The 17750-nt window shown below is 68.7% G+C and carries 14 protein-coding genes; 6 read left to right on the top strand and 8 right to left on the bottom strand.

Going from position 1 to position 17750, the window contains the following annotated elements:
* Positions 1 to 151: 151 nt before the first annotated feature.
* From SNE34_RS11475 to SNE34_RS11460, 4 genes are all read right to left on the bottom strand, one after another.
* A complete protein-coding gene (locus SNE34_RS11475; protein WP_332617297.1) occupies positions 152 to 913 on the bottom strand; it encodes a 2OG-Fe dioxygenase family protein in 762 nt (253 codons plus the stop codon).
* Between the two features lie 35 nt (positions 914 to 948).
* Positions 949 to 1344 carry an MAPEG family protein gene (locus SNE34_RS11470; protein ID WP_332617295.1) on the bottom strand — a complete coding sequence of 132 codons (396 nt, stop codon included), beginning with the start codon at positions 1342 to 1344 and terminating at the stop codon, positions 949 to 951.
* Between the two features lie 90 nt (positions 1345 to 1434).
* Complete coding sequence (locus tag SNE34_RS11465) at positions 1435 to 3180, bottom strand: M28 family metallopeptidase (RefSeq protein ID WP_332617293.1); 1746 nt, start codon at positions 3178 to 3180, stop codon at positions 1435 to 1437.
* 94 nt (positions 3181 to 3274) lie between these two features.
* The gene (locus SNE34_RS11460) at positions 3275 to 3949 is read right to left on the bottom strand and encodes a DUF4097 family beta strand repeat-containing protein (protein WP_332617292.1); all 675 of its coding nucleotides are present in this window, start codon (positions 3947 to 3949) and stop codon (positions 3275 to 3277) included.
* A 133-nt stretch (positions 3950 to 4082) separates the two neighbouring features.
* Between SNE34_RS11460 and gpmI the strand changes: the two genes are divergently transcribed.
* The 3 genes from gpmI (at position 4083) to SNE34_RS11445 (ending at position 8342) form a co-directional block, all read left to right on the top strand.
* Positions 4083 to 5636, top strand: coding sequence for a 2,3-bisphosphoglycerate-independent phosphoglycerate mutase (gene gpmI / locus SNE34_RS11455; protein WP_332617290.1), 1554 nt, complete (start codon positions 4083 to 4085; stop codon positions 5634 to 5636).
* Entirely contained in the window at positions 5636 to 6874 is a 1239-nt protein-coding gene (locus SNE34_RS11450) for a murein hydrolase activator EnvC family protein (protein ID WP_332617288.1), read from the top strand. The genes gpmI and SNE34_RS11450 overlap by 1 nt, the downstream gene beginning before the upstream one ends.
* Positions 6875 to 6989: 115 nt before the next feature.
* Complete coding sequence (locus SNE34_RS11445; protein WP_332617286.1) at positions 6990 to 8342, top strand: S41 family peptidase; 1353 nt, start codon at positions 6990 to 6992, stop codon at positions 8340 to 8342.
* 18 nt (positions 8343 to 8360) lie between these two features.
* Here the strand turns inward: SNE34_RS11445 and SNE34_RS11440 are convergent, their stop codons facing one another.
* Complete coding sequence (locus tag SNE34_RS11440) at positions 8361 to 8891, bottom strand: CHRD domain-containing protein (RefSeq protein ID WP_332617284.1); 531 nt, start codon at positions 8889 to 8891, stop codon at positions 8361 to 8363.
* A gap of 186 nt (positions 8892 to 9077) precedes the next feature.
* Positions 9078 to 9770, bottom strand: a complete 693-nt coding sequence (locus SNE34_RS11435; protein ID WP_332617282.1) for a rhomboid family intramembrane serine protease — start codon at positions 9768 to 9770, stop codon at positions 9078 to 9080.
* A 220-nt stretch (positions 9771 to 9990) separates the two neighbouring features.
* Here SNE34_RS11435 and SNE34_RS11430 point away from each other — a divergent pair, with 220 nt between their 5' ends.
* Entirely contained in the window at positions 9991 to 11328 is a 1338-nt protein-coding gene (locus tag SNE34_RS11430) for an OmpP1/FadL family transporter (RefSeq protein ID WP_332617279.1), read from the top strand.
* A gap of 63 nt (positions 11329 to 11391) precedes the next feature.
* Here SNE34_RS11430 and SNE34_RS11425 read toward each other — a convergent pair whose 3' ends face one another.
* Positions 11392 to 12198: a glutathione S-transferase family protein gene (locus SNE34_RS11425; protein ID WP_332617277.1), complete on the bottom strand. Its 807-nt coding sequence runs from the start codon at positions 12196 to 12198 to the stop codon at positions 11392 to 11394.
* Positions 12199 to 12215: 17 nt separating this feature from the next.
* Between SNE34_RS11425 and SNE34_RS11420 the strand changes: the two genes are divergently transcribed.
* The gene (locus SNE34_RS11420; RefSeq protein ID WP_332617276.1) at positions 12216 to 13112 is read left to right on the top strand and encodes a LysR substrate-binding domain-containing protein; all 897 of its coding nucleotides are present in this window, start codon (positions 12216 to 12218) and stop codon (positions 13110 to 13112) included.
* A 29-nt stretch (positions 13113 to 13141) separates the two neighbouring features.
* Here SNE34_RS11420 and putA read toward each other — a convergent pair whose 3' ends face one another.
* Complete coding sequence (gene putA / locus SNE34_RS11415; RefSeq protein ID WP_332617274.1) at positions 13142 to 16414, bottom strand: bifunctional proline dehydrogenase/L-glutamate gamma-semialdehyde dehydrogenase PutA; 3273 nt, start codon at positions 16412 to 16414, stop codon at positions 13142 to 13144.
* A gap of 398 nt (positions 16415 to 16812) precedes the next feature.
* Here putA and coxB point away from each other — a divergent pair, with 398 nt between their 5' ends.
* Positions 16813 to 17739 carry a cytochrome c oxidase subunit II gene (gene coxB, locus SNE34_RS11410; RefSeq protein WP_332617331.1) on the top strand — a complete coding sequence of 309 codons (927 nt, stop codon included), beginning with the start codon at positions 16813 to 16815 and terminating at the stop codon, positions 17737 to 17739.
* Positions 17740 to 17750: the final 11 nt, after the last annotated feature.

Here is a 17750-nt window from a genome sequence, read left to right as displayed (position 1 = left end):
AGGCCGGTCCCCACAAGGGGCCGGCCTTCTTCTTTGTGCGCGACTACAATGCGAAACGCTCCGGCTGGGCTTGTTTCGGTGAAGGAGCGACGTAAGTCGCGATCGGAGAATCGTCCGCCCGCGCCGACTCCGATCGCGACTTACGTCGCTCCTACAGGGGCGAGGTAGGCGGGACGTCGGGCACCGCGCGGAACGTTACGACCAATACGTCCCGATGGGCGGGCATGCTGGGATCCAATGGCGTCACCGCGGTCACCCCATGAAATACCCGTGCGTCTTCAACCAGTGCGGCATCAAGCGGATGTGCGAGAGTGAAACTGCCCAGCTCATTTCCATCGTTGGCATGGATGGAAGTGGTGCCGCGCGCGATATTGGCGCGATCGACCAGCAACACCAGCACGTAGTCAACGCCGTCGCGATGCATGCCTTCGGGGGTCGGCTCGCCGGGCTGATCGGGATACGGCTCGATTCGGAACTGGTGGACCTCGATATGCCATCGTGGCGAGGCCCGGGCGACGCGCTCGAAGACTGCGCGGCTGAAGCCAATGACCGTGGCCAGGCTGTCGCTGGTAGCGGCTTCCGGCAGGACCGGTTCGAACCAGCGCTCGATGTCGCCTTGCAGGGAGTTGTAATGCAGGCTCTGGTAATGCGGCTGGTGTGGTTCCGGGAGAATGGGTGCGCCGGCAGCGGCGGCCGAGAACACGCAATGGCGGCGCCGACGCTGGCGGCCGGTGGCGGCCAGGTAGCTATCGACGGCGAGATCGCTCCAAGTCTCTGCGAACCGGTCCCAGTCGTCGAGGCTGCCAAAGTGCTCAAGCAGCCCGCGCATCGGGCCGTGGCCGACGAAGGCAAAGCCTTCCTGCTCGACCGCGACCTCGAGTGACCGTGCGGCGTCGTCCGGAAGGCTGGTCATCGTGGCATGCACTCGGGGTTTTAACGGTGGCGCCGTCAGGCGGCGTGCAGGGCCGCCAGTACCAGCAGGCCAGCCACGCAGGCGAAACCGAGCGTCCACACCAGGCTTCGTAAAGTTGCCTTGTTGCCTAGGTACAGCAGGCCGTGAGCGATGCGCGCGGCGACGAAGACGACCGAAAGCGATGCGATCCAGCCAGGGTCGACATTGGCCAGTTGGGCCAGCACCACGCCTGCGGCGAACGGGGCGAATGCCTCGAAAGCGTTCTGCTGTGCGGCGTTGGCGCGCAACGAGCGCGGGTGATGCTGGCGTGCCAGCCACTCCCTCGGATCGCGATTGTCGAATTTTTCACCACTGGACTTGGCTATCCACGACCAGACGAGCGGCAGTATGGCGGCGATCAGCACGCACCAATAGGCGATGGCCAGGGTCATGGGAAGCTCAAGGCTCGGGCGGAAATGCAAGCCTAGCCGAAAACGACAACGGCGCCCGCAGGCGCCGTTGTCGAAAGCCCACCCCGGCCGCTACTCGGCGGCCGGCTTGGCGCCCATCATCTCGTCGCGGGCCGCGCGGAAGGCGTTGCCCTCGTACCAGTTGGGCCACTGCTCGCTGCCGGCGAGCACTTGGCCGACGCCATACAAGGCCTGCAGGTCCTGGACCACGCCCTGCATGTTCCACTCCGGGTCGAATTCGTCGCCCGGCTGGTGGTAGCGGTTGTCGCGATAATCCTGGTGCGCCTTCTGGCCGCCCTCGACACCACCGTCGACCAGTTCGTTGCCGCCCTTGGCATACAGCGCCGGAACGCCGGCCTTGGCGAAATTGAAGTGATCGGAGCGGAAGTAGAAGCCGCTTTCCGGGGTGGCTTCGGCGCGCAGCTCGCGGCCCTGTTCGTCGGCGACCTGCTTGAGGGTGTCTTCCAGTTCGGAGTTGCCCAGGCCGACCACGGTGATGTCATGGGTCTTGCCGATCACCGGCATCGCGTCGAGGTTGATCACCGCGACGGTCTGGTCGAGTGGCACGCTGGGGTGGGCGACGTAATACTTGGAACCCAGCAGGCCGGATTCCTCCAGGGTCACCGCGAGGAACAGCAGCGAGCGTTCCGGCGCCGGTTGCTGGGCGACGAAGGCCTCGGCGATCTCGAGGATGCCGGCAATACCGGTGGCGTTGTCGATCGCGCCGTTGTAGATGTTGTCCTCGCCGGCGGCGGCCTCGCCTTCGTGGCCGTGGTCGCCGAGGTGGTCCCAGTGGCCCATGTAGATCACCGCCTCGTCCGGCCGCTCGCTGCCGGGCAGCTTCGCGATCACGTTCTGCGACGACTTCCGGGTGCTGGTGCTGTCGAGATCGAGCGACATGGTGGCATCGAGCGGAATCGCCTTGAAGCCGGGCTGGTTGGACGCCTTGTACAGGTCATCGAGGTCGTGGCCGAGGTCGCCGAGCAGCGAGCGCGCGACATCGCCGGTGATCCAGCCCTGCGCGGGCAGCCGCGGTTCGGGATCATCCTCGGCCGGCAGGTCGAACTGCGGCCCGGACCACGAGTTTTTCACCACGTCCCAGCCGTAGGACGCGCCTGCGGTGTCGTGGATGATCAGCGCGGCGGCGGCACCCTGGCGCGCGGCTTCCTCGTACTTGTAGGTCCAGCGCCCGTAGTAGGTCATGCGCTTGCCCTGGAACAGTTCGGCATCCTGGGTATGGAACCCCGGATCGTTGACGAACATCACCACGGTCTTGCCCTTGACGTCGACGCCGGCGTAATCGTTCCAGCCCAGCTCCGGCGCGTTGACGCCATAACCGACGAACACCAGTTCGCTGTCGTCGATGCTGACCTCGGCCTGGCCGGTGCGGGTGCCGATCATCATCTCGCTGCCGTAGGCCAGCTTGCGCGGCTCGCCGTCGACATTCAACCGCAGCACGGTGGTCGGATCGGCGGTGGTCTCGACCATCGGCACGGTTTGCAGGTAGCTGTCGCCGTTGCCCGGCTCCAGCCCAAGGCGCTTGAACTGCTCGACCAGGTAAGCGACGGTTTTTTCCTCGCCGACGCTGCCTGGCGCGCGGCCGGCGAACGCGTCGGACGCCAGGGTCTGCACGTGCGCGGCGAAATCGTCGGCGGTGATCGACGCATCGAAAGAATGCGCCGGCTGCGGATCGCTGGCCTGCCCGCTGGACGTGGCGGCGGCGGGCTCGACCGGCGCCTCGGCCGGCTTGTTGCAGGCCGCGAGCACGAGCGCGGCGGCCACCATCGAGGTGGCGGGCAGGAGCGGGATACGGGACATCGGTGCCTCCGGGGACTGCGGAATGCCCGATGGTAGCAGCGGTGCCGTTGCCGCGATGCCACCGGACGATCCGCGGCCCGGAGGCCGCTGGCGGCTATTTCCCGGTGGGCGCGCGGTCGCCTTGGTAGCGGATCGCTGTGGCGCCGGTGACCGCGCCGATCTGCGCGCTCTCGTGCACGTACAACTCGACGTCGCGTTCGAACACCAACGGCCCGTCGACCCGCGCGTTCGGCCCGATGATCACCCGCGGGTCGCGGCGGTTGAACGAGATCCACTGCTGGCCCGGCTTCTCGTAATGGATGCCACCGCGCACGTGCGAGCCGACCCCGACGGTGAGGTCGCCGTTGACCGTCTCGATGCCGCCGGCGACGTCGGTGTCGACCAGGCCGATCGCGCCGTTGACGGTTTCGACGTCGCCGCCGATGTTGCCGCCGCGGTCGACGAACACGCTGCCATTGACGGTGCCGACATCGGCGCCGATCTCGACATCGCGGCCGGTCCGGATACTGCCATTGACCGTCGACAGGCCGCCGGCGTGGACGTTGTCAGCGATCCGGATGCTGCCGTTGACGGTCTCGGCATCGCCGACCTGGGCGCCGGTGTCGACCTTGATGCTGCCGTTGACCGTGTCGAGATCGCCCGCGCGTTCGCCGGCGTCGACGCGGACCGTACCGTTGACCTTGCTGTGGTCGTCGTTGGCGGCCAAAGCGGCGGGGCTGGTGGCGAGCAGGGCCAGCGAGATGGCGAGGGCGAAGCGGCAATGGGTCATGGCAGATCCGTCAGTCAGTGGCAGTTATCACCTGTGATGCACACGATGCGCCGGTGGTTTAACCGCGGTCAGCTGTCTTGATAGCCCTGTTCGCTACAATCCGCCCCTGTCTGAAGTCATTGGAACCATCGACGTGCCAGCCGCCCACGCGTCCGCCATCCGCCCGGTCGTCCTGCTGATTCTGGATGGCTGGGGCCACCGCGAGGACCCGGCCGACAACGCCCTGGCCCAGGCCCGGCTGCCGAACTGGGATGCCCTGCTGGCGTCGTCGCCACACACCCTGATCCACACCGAGGGCCGCCACGTCGGCCTGCCGGACGGGCAGATGGGCAATTCCGAGGTCGGCCACATGAACCTCGGCGCCGGCCGCATCGTCTACCAGGACCTGACCCGGATCGATGCGGCGATCGAGGACGGCAGCTTCTTCGCCAACGACGAGTTGCGCGCCGCCTGCGCCGCCGCCCGCGATGGCGGCGCGACCCTGCACCTGCTCGGCCTGCTGTCGCCCGGCGGTGTCCATAGCCACGAAACCCACATTTTCGCGATGATCGACATGGCCCGCCGCGAGGGCGTGCCGAAGGTCGCGGTGCATGCCTTCCTCGACGGCCGCGACATGCCGCCGCGCTCGGCCCGGCCGAGCCTGGAGAAGCTGCGGGCGGCGTGCGAAGGCGCAGGCAACGCACGGATCGCGACGGTCAGCGGTCGCTACTTCGCGATGGACCGTGACCAGCGCTGGGACCGCCAGCGCCAAGCCTGGGATGTGATCGTCGAAGGCCGTGCCGGGCACCACGCCGACGATGCATTGGTCGCGCTGGAACAGGCCTATGCGCGCGGTGAAAACGACGAGTTCGTGGTCCCGACCGTGGTCGGCGAGCCCACGCCGATGGCCGACGGCGACGCCGTGGTGTTCATGAACTTCCGTGCCGATCGCGCCCGCCAGTTGAGCGCGGCATTCGTGTCGCCGACCTTCGACGGTTTCGACGCGCGTCGCCCCGACCTGTCGCGCTTCGTCTGCCTGACCGAGTACGACGCCCGCTTGCCGGCGCCGGTTGCGTTCGGTCCCGACGACCTGCGCAACACCCTCGGCGAGGTGCTGGCCGACAACGGCCTGCGCCAGTTGCGCATCGCCGAGACCGAGAAGTACGCCCACGTGACGTTCTTCTTCAGCGGCGGTCGCGAGGAGCCGTACGGCGGCGAATCCCGCATCTTGGTGCCGAGCCCGAAGGTCGCCACCTACGACCTGCAGCCGGAGATGAGCTGCCCCGAGGTCACCGAAAAGCTCACCGCGGCGATTCGTTCCGGCGACATCGATGTCGCGATCTGCAACATCGCCAATCCCGACATGGTCGGCCACAGCGGTGACCTTGCCGCGGCGATCCAGGCGGTCGAGGCGGTCGACGTCGCGATCGGCGCGGTGGTGAGCGCGGTCCGCGACACCGGCGGCGCGCTGTTGGTGACCGCCGACCACGGTAACGTCGAGATGATGCGCGATGCGCAGACCGGCCAGCCGCACACCTCGCACACCGTCGGTCCGGTGCCGCTGGCGTACCTCGGTCCGCGCGCGGCGACCCTGCGCAGTGGCGGTGCGCTTCGCGACGTCGCCCCGACCCTGCTCGACCTGCTCGGACTGTCGCAGCCGGCCGAGATGAGCGGACAGTCGCTGCTGTTGGACGGACGCGACGGCTGATGCGCATCCGCGCGGCGGCCATCGTCATCGTGCTGGCGGCCTGGCTGGGGGCCACGCCCGCGTCGGCGCAAAACAGCCGTGAAACCGAACGCAAGCTGCAGACGATCAAGAAGGAGCTGCAGTCGGTCGCGGCCGAACGGCGCAAGATCGAGTCCCGTCGCGGCGCGGTCACCCGCGAACTGCGCGAGGCCGACGAACGGGTCGCCGCGTCGAGCCGGCGCTTGCGGGCGACCGAGCAGCAGCTGGAGGCCAGCGCGCGCGAACTGGCCGAACTGCAACAGCGTCGCGACGGCCTGCAGGCCAATCTCGGCAGCCGCCGCGACGAATTCGCCGGCCTGTTGCGCGCCGCCTACGCCCAGGGCGATGCGGCGCCACTGAAGTTGCTGCTGGCGCAGGACCGGGTGGCCGACGCCAACCGCCTGCTGACCTACCACCGCTACCTGCAACGCGACCGCGCGCGGCGCATTGCCACCCTCAGCGACGAGCTGGCCGGCCTCGACGCGCTCGAACGCGAGATCGTCGCTCGCCAGGCCGAACTCGACGCCGCCCGCGAACGCCAGCGCGGACAGCTCGCCGAGCTCGAGCGCGACCGCAAGTCGCGCAAGACCCTGGTCGCCGAACTCGACCAGCGTTACCAGGACAAGCGCAGCCGCGAGAAAGCCCTTGGCCGCGATGCCAAGGGCCTGGAGTCGCTGCTGAAGAAGCTGCGCGCCGCCGCCGCCCGCGCCGAAGCCGAACGCCGCGCTGCTGCGGCGCGGGCCGAGCGCGAAGCCCGCGCGGCGCAAGAGGCCGCGCGCAAGGCCGGCCAAGCCGTGCCACCGCCGCGCAAGCCTGCGCCTGCGGTCGCCAGCGGCCCGGCGGTCGGCGGCGCCGGCTGGCCGCTCGCCGGCACCCTGATCGCCGGTTATGGCGCCAAACTGCCCGACGGCCGCGACAGCCAGGGCCTGCTGATCGGCGCCAACGCCGGCACTGCGGTCAAGGCCGTCGCCGCCGGCACCGTGGTCTACGCCGAATGGATGAGCGGTTACGGCCTGATCCTGATCGTCGACCACGGCAACGGCTACATGAGCCTGTACGCGCACAACGACGCGCTGTTGCGCGATGCCGGCGATACCGTCGAGCGCGGCCAGCCGGTCTCGACCGTCGGCACCTCCGGCGGCCACGGCCGGCCGGCGCTGTACTTCGAACTGCGCCGCAACGGCGACCCGGTCAACCCGACCGCTTGGCTGCAGCGCTGATCGCGGTCGAGGCCTACCGGATTCACGGACGCGCTACGGAAAGCGTTTACGGAAAATTCCCCGGCAACGCCGTAAGGTTTGGAATCCTGTACCCGTCGTTCGAGCCGGAGCCCACATGCCCTTCCGTCACCTGACCCCGCTTGCCATCGCCACCGTGCTGGCGCTCACCTGCGTCCCGGCCGTGGCCCAGGACGCGCCCGCCAGCGACGAAACCAGCGAAACAAGCGAAAGCGAAACCAGCGATGGGACCTCCGCCTCCAACATCCCGCTCGATGAGATCCGCCGCTACGTCGCCGTCTACAGCGCGGTCAAGGCGGCCTATGTCGAGCCGGTCGACGACACCGACCTCATGGACTCGGCGATCCGCGGTCTGCTGCTCGATCTCGACCCGCACAGCGCCTACCTCGAGGGCGACGCCGCCGACAGTTTCGAGGAGCAGTCGCGCGGCAACTACGACGGTATCGGGGTGGAGATCTTCCGCCAGCCCGACGGCAGCCTGCGGGTGATCGCGCCGATCGACGACACCCCCGCCGCGCGCGCCGGGATCAAGGCCGGCGACCTGATCGTCGCGGTCGACGGCAACCCGCTGGCCGCCGGCGACGACGACAGCTCCACCACCCTGCGCGGTGAGCCTGGCACCGCGGTCGAGTTGACGATCGAGCGCGATGGCCTCGACGAGCCGCTGACCCTGACGGTCGAACGCGAGACCATCCGCATCGCCAGCGTCCGCGGCAAGATGCTGGAGCCCGGCTACGGCTACATCCGGGTCAGCGCGTTCCAGGCCGATACCGCCGCCGATTTCGAGCGCCAGCTGGCCGAACTCAATGAACAAGCCGGCGGCCGCCTGCGCGGCCTGGTGCTGGACCTGCGCAGCAACCCCGGCGGCTTGCTGACCGCGGCGGTGCAGATCGCCGACGCCCTGCTCGACGAGGGCAAGATCGTCAGCACCCGCGGCCGCATCGCGATCAGCGACGCATTGTTCAGCGCGACCCCCGGCGATCGCCTGCACGGCGCGCCGGTGGTAGTGCTGGTCGATGCCGGTTCGGCCAGCGCCTCCGAGGTGCTGGCCGGGGCCCTGCGCGACAACGACCGCGCCCGCGTGGTCGGCAGCCGCACGTTCGGCAAGGGCTCGGTGCAGACCCTGCTGCCGCTCGACAACGGCGATTCGGTCAAGCTCACCACCGCGCGCTACTACACCCCCAGCGGCGAATCGATCCAGGCCCTGGGCATCGTCCCCGACGTGGTCCTGCATGCCGACGAAGACGCCGAGAACGGCGGCCAGGCGCCGTTCTCCGAGGCCGACCTGCCAGGGCATCTCAGCGGCGGCGGCGAAAGCGGCGATGGTGAAAACCAGCCGGGGATCAACGCCGGCGACGTGCTCGATGGCGAGTCCTACATCACCGCGGCACTGGCCGAACTGAAGAAGCAGGTCGCCGCCGGCACGCCGCCGCCGGCGTCCAAAGGCTGATTGCGCGCCCGCCGTCGTTCATTTGCCGTGCTTGGCGTGGCGCCGCGACTGGCCGCGGATCTCGCCGCCAGGAAACACGCTGGTGTGCACGTTGACGTAGGCCGCGCCGGCGCGGATCGCCGCGATCAGTTCGGCGATCTCGCCCGCGTCCAGGCCCTGCGCGGCCGGGCCGATCACGTTGTTTGCGCGCAACAGGCCCTGCACGCGGCCCGAGGCCGGACAGGTCGGCGCCAACCCGCTCGGGTCCGGGGCACCCGCGCTCTGGCACAGGAACACGCTGATGCCGCCATTGACGTGGCGCTGGCCGAAGTGGATGTGCGCCTGCAGCACCTCGCCTTTCAGGTGGCGGTACTTCAGTTCGTAGGCGATCTTGTCATCGTCCGGCCCAATTCGGGCGCGGAACAGGCCTTCGGCCGGGGACGACACCGACGGCACTTCCTGCAGGCCGCGCAACGGGATGTGGACCTCTTCCGCCGTTGCCGCCGCCAGCGGCACGATCGACAGCCCGCCGGCCACGGCAAGGGCTAGGCACACGCGATGGAATTTCATGGCAATCACCTCGGAATGCGGCCGCAACGGGCCGGTGGGGGTCCAAGGCTTGATGGCCGACACTTTGCCGCCACCGCCGTTGCCGGGTGATGAAAACCCCGTAACGAGCGCGCACCGGCCGCCTGAAATCGGCAGGTCCCCGCCGGTTTCCGACAGACGGCCGCATCGCGAGTTTGAAGCAGGGTCTCAGTAGCCGCGGTTGCGCCGCATGCGCCGGGCGATGCCGGCGCGGGCGAGCAGGGCGAACGCACCGCCGAACGCGAACCCGGCCAGGTGCGCCGACCAGGCCACCGCGCCGAACGCCGGGCCGATGAAGGTGAACACCACCTGCAGCAGCGCCCACACCCCGATCAGCAGCGCCGCCGGCACCTTCACGAACTGCAGGAACAGTCCCAGCGGCACGACCACGCCAAGCCGGGCGCCGGGAAACAGCGCCAGGTAGGCGCCGATCAGTGCCGACACCGCGCCGCTGGCGCCGATGATCAGCCGGTCCGGGGTCGCGATCGCGGCCACCGCGGCGAGGTTGGCCACCGCGCCCCCGAGCAGGAACAGCAGCGCGAAGCGCCACGGCCCCATCGCCCGCTCGGCCGGCAGCCCGAAGATCAGCAGGAACACCAGGTTGCCGAGCAGGTGGGCCCAGTCGGCGTGCAGGAACAACGCGCTGAACAGACGCAGCATGGCGTCGGTCTGCAGCGACTGCTGCCAGGCCTGCGCCGAGGTCAGGCCGCCCGACAGCGCCCCCCACTCGAGCAACAGTTCGCGCTGGCTCGCATCGGGCAGCAGCGTGGCCCAGGTGAAGCAGCCCCACAGCGCCGCGAACAGCAGCGGGGTGGCCCAGCGCACCGGGCTCTTCTGGCGGGAGGGAATCGCGATGAACATGAATAGGCAAGGGCCGGATCCGCCCTCTCATCATGCCCGCAAAGGCGGCCGGGGTGGCAATCGAGCGGTTGTTAGCACGGGGTTAATCGGCACGCTATAGTGCAGACGGCGCCGTATGGCGGCAGCCCCGGCGCCCGCCGGCGATCGGCCCGGCCGGCGCTGCAGGCAGACCAAAAAATAGAACGCCCAACACAAGAACCGCCAATTGGAGACTTCAAGCATGCAGCACGCACACCGCATCACCCGCCTGTCGGCGCTCGCGCTGAGCATCACCGGCGCCCTCGCGCTGGGACAGGCTCACGCCACCGGCTTCCAGATCCGAGAAAACAGCGTCCAGAACCTCGGCCGGGCCAATGCCGGCACCGCCGTGGCCCAGGATGATGCTTCCGTCGTCTCCAACAACCCGGCGGCAATGACCAACATCGACCGCACCACGGTGCAGGCCGACCTCACCGTGATCGACCTGACCGCCGACTTCAGCGGTTCGGCGACCAGTGCATTCGGCACCCCGGTGTCCGGCGGCGACGGCGGGGATCCGGGCGACGCGACCGCCGTGCCGGCGCTGGCGGTGGTGATGCCGCTGAGCGGCGCGTTCGAAGGCCTGACCGTCGGCGCCAGCATCGGTGCGCCGTTCGGCCTGAAGACCGAATACGACGCCGACTGGGTCGGTCGCTACAACGCGATCACCTCCGACCTCAAGACCATCGACCTGACCCTGTCGGCGGCGCTGGAGCTCAACGAGCACATCTCCATCGGCGCCGGCCTGATCTACGAGCATGCCGAGGTCACCCTGTCCAACGGCATCGACTTCGGCACCGGTTTGGCCGCGCAGGGCGTGCCGGGCTTCGCCCCGGGTTCGGCTGACGGCCAGGTCGAGTTCACCGGCGACAACAACGGCGTCGGCTTCATCCTCGGTGGCCAGCTGCGCGTCAGCGACCGTTTCGTGGTGGGCTACTCGCACCGTTCCGAGATCGACCACGACCTCGAAGGCGAGGCCAACTTCACCGTGCCGGCCAACGCCGCCGCGGTGTTTGGCGCGCTCGGCATCCCGACCTATGCGGATGGCCCGATCTACGCCCCGCTGACCACCCCGTCGGTGGACACGCTGAGCGCGCAGTTCGACTTCAGCGACCGCGTTCGCCTGATGGCCGACTACCAGCGCACCGGTTGGAGCTCGCTGGAAGCGGTGAACATCTACCGCGCCAACGGCACCCCGATCGGCCAGGAGCCGTTCGACTGGGACGACACCTCGATGCTCGCGGTCGGCGGTGAATTCGACCTCAACGATGCGTTCACCCTGCGTGCCGGCGTCGCCGCCGACGAGACCCCGACCAACGACGAGGCCCGCACCCCGCGCCTGCCCGACGAAGACCGCATGCTGTACACGATCGGCCTGGGCTGGAACGTGTCGGAGAACCTGACCGTCGACGTTGCCTACATGAACATCCAGATCGACGAGACCCCGATCGACGCGGTGTCGTCGAGCAGCTCGCGCCTGGTCGGTACGTTCGACGGCCACGCCGACCTGTTCGGTGTGTCGGCCCGCTACCGGTTCTGATCCTCGCGCCACGCAACAAAAAAAGCCCCGCTTCGGCGGGGCTTTTTCGTGCCTACCGGCTCGTCAGGCTGCCTGCGGCAGCCACTCCAGCGCATCATTCATGCCGACTTCGCCGAGGAAGCCCGCGGCCGTCACTGCCGGCTGCTGCCGCTCGATCGCGTGCGCGAAGATCACCGCCGGATCCGCCTCGAGCTTGTCGTACAGCCGTTGCAGGTTCGGGTAATCGCGGCGGTCGATCACATCGTGGTACCGGGTCCAGCGGGCGATGCCGATGAAGTACGCGTCGGCCAGGGTGCGTTGTTCGCCCAGCAGCCAGGGCTGGTCGCCGAGGATGGCTTCCAGCAGGGCGTGAGCGCGAACCACCTTGGCGCGGCCGAATTCGCGCAGCACGGCCGCCTCGTTGTCGTCGCTGCCGTGCTCGAGGATGTGCCACAGCGGAACGAAGGCATTGAAGAAGGTCGTGTTGAGGAAGCCCAGCATCTGATTGAGGCGGTCGAACTGCGCCGTGCCCTGGGCGAATCCGATCCCTAAGTCGATGCCGCGGGCGCCGACGTGGTTGAGGATGGCGATGCTCTCGCTGATGACCTGACCGTCCTCGGTCAGCAGCGACGGCGTTTCCGCGACCGGATTGATGCGCCGGTAGCCATCGCTGGCCACCATCTCTGGCATCTCGATGCGGGCCAGGCGGTAGGGCTGCCCCAGCCATTCCAGCGCGACGATCGAACCGAATGAACAGCCCGAAGGCACGCCGTAGAACAAGGTAGTGGGTTGCATGGGGCGGTTCCTTGAAAGACCCGACGTCCGGGTGCGATCACTGTATTTTCGTGGACATTGGTTGAGTAGCCCGCGAATATAGGACTTATCGTCCATGTATATAGACTTCGAGTGTGCTCAATCTCAACGACCTCGTGCTATTCGCCGCCGCTGTCGAGCACGGCGGTTTCGCTGCGGCCTCGCGTCGCTTGGGCGTGCCCAAGTCGACCATCAGCAAACGGGTGGCCGAGCTTGAGGCTGTCCTGGCCGCGCGCCTGATCCACCGCACCTCGCGCAGCTTCGTCCTGACCGAACTCGGACGAGACTTCTACGAGCATGCCCGTGCCGCGTTGATCGAGACCGAGGCCGCCGAAGCGGTGGTGCGCCGGCGCCAGGCCGAGCCCAGCGGCACGGTCAAGATCACCGCTTCGGTGCCGACAGCTCAGATGCATCTGGCCCCGCACCTGCCGGCATTGAGTCGCGCCTACCCGCGGCTTCAGGTGCAGCTGGAGGTAACCGACCGATTCGTCGATCTGGTGCTGGAGGGCTTCGATATTGCCGTGCGCAGCCACTTCGCGTCGTTGCCGGATTCCGGCTTGGTGCAACGGCAATTGCTGATCGAGCCGATCCTGCTAGTGGCAGCACCCGGCTATCTCGATCAGCGCGTCGCGCTGAGCTCGCCGGCGGATCTCGCCAGCCACGACGGCCTGCTGACCGGGGCGACGGCGACCCAATGGCAGCTTTCCAATGCGAGCGGAGAAACCCTGCAGACGACACCGCTGCCGCGAATGGTGGCCAACGAGTCGACCGTGCTGGTCAACGCGGCGGTCGCCGGATTGGGCGTTGTCTGCCTGCCGGAAACGATCTGTCGCGCCGCACTAGTGGCGGGGCAGTTGGTTCGCGTATTGCCCGAGTGGACTGCCGGTCGCGTCACCACCACGATCGTGATGCCGCACCGACGCGGCCAGCTGCCCGCGGTGCGCGCGGCCGTGGAGTTCCTTGCACGTTGCGTGGGCAAGGACGCTGCCTGATTGGCGGCCGCCGTGCGAGCAAGCCGCGCTCACTCCCCCAGCGTCAGCAACGAGGCATTGCCGCCCGAGGCGGTGGTGTTGATGGTGATCGTCTTCTCGTTGGTGAAGCGCGGCAGGTAGTGCGGGCCGCCGGCCTTGGGGCCGGTACCGGACAGGCCGTGACCGCCGAACGGCTGCACCCCGACCACCGCGCCAATCTGGTTGCGGTTGACGTAGCAGTTGCCGACGTGGATCCGCGCGGCGATCTTCTCGACCGTCGCGTCGATCCGCGAATGCACGCCGAGGGTCAGGCCGTAGCCGGTGCCGTTGATCGCGTCGATCACCGCGTCGAGCTGGTCGGCCTTCCAGCGGATCACGTGCAGCACCGGCCCGAACACTTCCTTGTCGAGCTGGTCGAGCGAGCGCAATGCATACGCGCGCGGAGCGAAGAAGCTGCCATGGGCGGTGGCCTCGTCCATCACCACGGTCGCGATCGGCGTCGCCTCCCGATCCATCCGCTCGGCATGCGCGTGCAGGGTCTTGAGCGCGTCCTCGTCGATCACCGGGCCGACGTCGGTCGACAGCAGGCCGGGGTCGCCGACCTTGAGCTCGGCCATCGCGCCGGCCAGCATGGTGGTGACCTTGTCGGCGATGTCGTCCTGCACGAACAGCACCCGCGCGGCCGAGCAGCGCTGGCCGGCGGAGGTGAACGCCGAGCTCATCGCATCCTTGACCAGTTGCTCCGGCAGCGCCGAGGAGTCGGCGATCAGCGCATTCTGGCCACCGGTCTCGGCGATCAGCACGCCGATCGCGCCGTCGCGCGAGGCCAGCGCGCGGTTGATCGCGCTGGCGGTCTCGTTGGAGCCGGTGAACGCCACGCCGGCCACGCGCGGGTCCTTGGTCAACGCCGCGCCGACCACCGCGCCGTCGCCGGGAACGAACTGCAGCACGTCTTCCGGCACGCCGGCTTCGTGCATCAGCTTGGTGGCGACGTAGCCGACCAGGTTGGTCTGCTCGGCCGGCTTGGCAATCACCGCGTTGCCGGTCGCAAGCGCGGCGGCGACCTGGCCGATGTAGATCGCCAGCGGGAAGTTCCACGGGCTGATGCAGACGAACACGCCGCGGCCGGACAGCTGCAGGGTGTTGGTCTCGCCGGTCGGGCCGGGCAGGGCCTCCGGCACGAACATCTTGCGCGCCTGGGCGCCGTAATAGCGCAGGAAGTCGACCGCCTCGCGGACCTCGCCGACGCCGTCGGGGATGGTCTTGCCGGCGTCCTTGGTGCACATCGCGATGAACTCGGCGGTGCGCGACTCCAGCAGGTTTGCGGCGTGCTCGAGGATCGCTGCGCGGCTCGCGGCCGGGGTCGCGTCCCACTTCGGTTGGGCGGCGACCGCGTTCTGCAACGCCTTCTCGACGGTGGCGGCATCGGCCGGCAGCCACTGGCCGACCACTTCGCGGCGGTCGGCCGGGTTGGTCACCGGCAGGCGCTCGCCGGTCGGCTTGGCGCCCGGCACCAGCGGCTCGGCGAACCAGTCGTCGCGCACCGCGGCGTTGACCTGGTCGGCCAGCGCGCGCAGCCGGTCGTCGTTGGCGAGGTTGACGCCCATGGAGTTGCTCCTGTCGCAATACTTCATTGAATTGGCATGGCTGCGGTACAGGTCGACCGGCAGCGGGATCTGGGGGTGGGTGATGCTCTCGAACCCGCCCACCGTCTGCACCGGATCGCGGATCAGGTCGTCGATCGCGACGGCCTCGTCGGTGATGGAGTTGACGAAGCTGGAGTTGGCACCGTTCTCCAGCAGGCGCCGGACCAGGTACGGCAGCAGGTCCTCATGGCTGCCGACCGGCGCGTAGACCCGGCACGGCACGTCGAGGCGGTCGGCCGGGATCACTTCGGCATAGAGGTCGTCGCCCATGCCGTGCAGCTTCTGGAACTCGAAACGGTGGCCGCCCGAGGTCGCCGCGCCGGCGCCAGACACCAGCTTGGCCATCTGCTGCACGGACGCGATCGTGTGCGCGTTGTGGGTGGCGAACATCGGGTAGATCGCGTCGGTCGACTCCAGCATCCGCCGCGCGCTGGCGAGGTAGGACACGTCGGTGTTCGGCTTGCGGGTGAAGACCGGATAGCCCGGGTGGCAGTCGACCTGCGCGCGCTTGATCTCGGTGTCCCAGTAGGCGCCCTTGACCAGCCGTACCGGGATCCGCCGGCCGCTGCGGCGGGCGAGGTCGGCGATGAAGTCGATCACCTCCAGCGAACGCTTCTGGTAGGCCTGGATCGCCAGCCCGCAGCCTTCCCAGCCCTCCAGCGAAGGGTCGCGGTAGGCGCCGGCGAACACGTCCAGCGACAGTTCCAGGCGGTCGGCTTCCTCGGCATCGACGGTGAAGCCGATGCCGTGCGACTTCGCCAGCTGGGCCAGTTCCAGCACCCGCGGGGTCAGTTCGGCCAGCACCCGGGCGCGCTTGGAGTGCTCGTAGCGCGGGTGCAGCGCCGAGAGTTTCACCGAGATGCTCGGGCGGGCGAAGACCTCGCTGGCCGGGTTGCCGCCGCGGTTGAAGTCGGCACCGATCGCGTGGATCGCCTGGCGGTAGGCGTCGAGGTAACGCAGCGCGTCGGCCTCGGTCAGCGCGGCCTCGCCGAGCATGTCGTAGGAATAGCGGTACTGCGCGTTGGCGCCCTTGCGCGCACGCGCCAGCGCCTCGCTGATGGTCCGGCCCATGACGAACTGGTGGCCCATGATCCGCATCGCCTGGCGCACCGCCAGCCGGATCACCGGCTCGCCGACGCGGCCGACCAGGCGCTTGAACGCGTTGTGGACGTCGCGTTTGGTCTCGTCGGCCAGCCCGACCAGGTGGCCGGTCAGCATCAGCCCCCAGGTCGACGCGTTGACCAGCACCGAATCGGACTGGCCCATGTGGCGCTTCCAGTCGGCCTCGCCGAGCTTGTCGCGGATCAGCTTGTCGGCGGTGCCCTGGTCGGGAATCCGCAGCAGGGCCTCGGCCACGCACATCAGCAGCACGCCTTCCTCGCTGCCAAGGTCGTACTGGCGCATGAAGGCTTCGATCGCGTCCTGGTCCTGCGCGCGGGCGCGGACCCGGGTCACCAGGTCCGCGGCGAGCGCCTGCACCGCGGTGCGCTCGGCCTCCGGCAGGCGGGCCTGCTCGACCAGGCTGCGGACATGGGCGGCCTCGTCGCGGACCCAGGCGGCGGTGATCGCCGCGCGCGGGCCGGTCGGCAGGGGGGGCAGCTCCGGGCTGATCAGGGCGCGCGGCGGGGGCTGAACGGCGTTCGCAACGCCGTCGGCGGCTCGGGAATCGGTGGACATTCGGACCCGCGACAACGGATGGAGAGGGTGCATAGTCTAGGGCTTCGCGTGGGCGTCGCGTATGTGCGCGAGAAGGCCGTTCCATGTCGACCCCGGCGACCGCCGGAAGTCGCCGAAAAAGCATGCAGGGCAAGGATATGCGCCGTCGCGAGAGGGCCGGCACCGGCCGCCGGTGAAGCCGTCTCGGCTTGCCGCGACGGGGCCCGACGGCTACCATTTACCGGCTATCCGCGGCGCCAAGGACCTGTCGTCCCGGCGCGCCGGGCCCTGAAAGGGCTCGTCAGCCACCCTCCAATCACCATCCTGCGCCGACCCGGCGCGTGGCGGCGGGAGCGGCAGCTTGCGGACAATGAAAACCTAACCGATTGATTATCAAGCTGATGCTGGGGCTCGAACCAATGAAAGCCGGTTGTTTTAAAGGGCAACACAAACAGTGGGCAGCAGGTCTCGCCGCCATGGCGTCGCCGGTCCTCGCGTTCGCCCAGAGTGCCGATCCCGAGCGCTGGCAGCTCAACATGCACCCGGGCGTGACTCACCTGTCGCACAACGCCTACGACGCGCACATGATGGCGTTGTGGATCTGCGTGGCGATCGGCGCGCTGGTATTCGGTGCAATGGCGGTGGCGATGTTCCGCTTCCGCAAGTCGCGCGGCGCGGTGCCGGACCGCGACTTCACCCACAGCACCAAGCTGGAGATCCTGTGGACGGTGATCCCGGTGGTGCTGCTGGTGCTGATGGCCGCGCCGGCGACCAGCAAACTGATCGACATGTACGACACCCGTGCCTCCGAGATGACCGTCAAGGTCACCGGCTACCAGTGGATGTGGAAGTACGAGTACCTGGGTGAAGGGGTCGAGTTCACCAGCCGTCTGGCCCGCAAGAGCGACGCGGTGCGCCAGAGCGGCATCGAGCCGACGATGGCCGAGAACCCCAACTACCTGCTCGACGTCGACAACGTGCTGGTGCTGCCGACCGACACCAAGATCCGCTTCGTGATCACCGCCGACGACGTGATCCACGCCTGGTGGGTGCCGGCGCTGGGTTGGAAGCAGGACGCGATCCCGGGAATCATCAACGAGGCCTGGACCGACATCTCCACCCCGGGCATCTACCGCGGCCAGTGCGCCGAGCTGTGCGGCAAGGACCACGGCTTCATGCCGATCGTGGTCAAGGCGGTGCCCAAGGCGGAGTACCAGCAGTGGCTCGCCGCGCAGAAGGCCGCCGCCGCACCCGCGCCGGTCGAGCCGCAGCCCGCCCCGGCCGAGCCGCAGCCCGAAGCCGCGCCGGCCGCCGACAGCACCGCCGCGGTCGCCGCCGCCGGCTGACTGTCGTCGCT

The sequence above is a fragment of the Novilysobacter erysipheiresistens genome, assembly GCF_036663935.1.
GTDB classification, from domain to species: domain Bacteria; phylum Pseudomonadota; class Gammaproteobacteria; order Xanthomonadales; family Xanthomonadaceae; genus Novilysobacter; species Novilysobacter erysipheiresistens.
Note: the sequence above shows the minus strand (reverse complement) of the source record. Positions and strands in the feature narration are given on the sequence as shown.

Excerpts from the sequence above, each read along its gene's own strand:
- SNE34_RS11475 (WP_332617297.1), bottom strand. The coding sequence starts at position 913 with ATGACCAGCCTTCCGGACGACGCCGCACGGTCACTCGAGGTCGCGGTC.
- SNE34_RS11470 (WP_332617295.1), bottom strand. The coding sequence starts at position 1,344 with ATGACCCTGGCCATCGCCTATTGGTGCGTGCTGATCGCCGCCATACTG.
- SNE34_RS11465 (WP_332617293.1), bottom strand. The coding sequence starts at position 3,180 with ATGTCCCGTATCCCGCTCCTGCCCGCCACCTCGATGGTGGCCGCCGCG.
- SNE34_RS11460 (WP_332617292.1), bottom strand. The coding sequence starts at position 3,949 with ATGACCCATTGCCGCTTCGCCCTCGCCATCTCGCTGGCCCTGCTCGCC.
- SNE34_RS11450 (WP_332617288.1), top strand. The coding sequence starts at position 5,636 with ATGCGCATCCGCGCGGCGGCCATCGTCATCGTGCTGGCGGCCTGGCTG.
- SNE34_RS11445 (WP_332617286.1), top strand. The coding sequence starts at position 6,990 with ATGCCCTTCCGTCACCTGACCCCGCTTGCCATCGCCACCGTGCTGGCG.
- SNE34_RS11440 (WP_332617284.1), bottom strand. The coding sequence starts at position 8,891 with ATGAAATTCCATCGCGTGTGCCTAGCCCTTGCCGTGGCCGGCGGGCTG.
- SNE34_RS11435 (WP_332617282.1), bottom strand. The coding sequence starts at position 9,770 with ATGTTCATCGCGATTCCCTCCCGCCAGAAGAGCCCGGTGCGCTGGGCC.
- SNE34_RS11430 (WP_332617279.1), top strand. The coding sequence starts at position 9,991 with ATGCAGCACGCACACCGCATCACCCGCCTGTCGGCGCTCGCGCTGAGC.
- SNE34_RS11425 (WP_332617277.1), bottom strand. The coding sequence starts at position 12,198 with ATGGACGATAAGTCCTATATTCGCGGGCTACTCAACCAATGTCCACGA.
- putA (WP_332617274.1), bottom strand. The coding sequence starts at position 16,414 with ATGTCCACCGATTCCCGAGCCGCCGACGGCGTTGCGAACGCCGTTCAG.
- coxB (WP_332617331.1), top strand. The coding sequence starts at position 16,813 with ATGAAAGCCGGTTGTTTTAAAGGGCAACACAAACAGTGGGCAGCAGGT.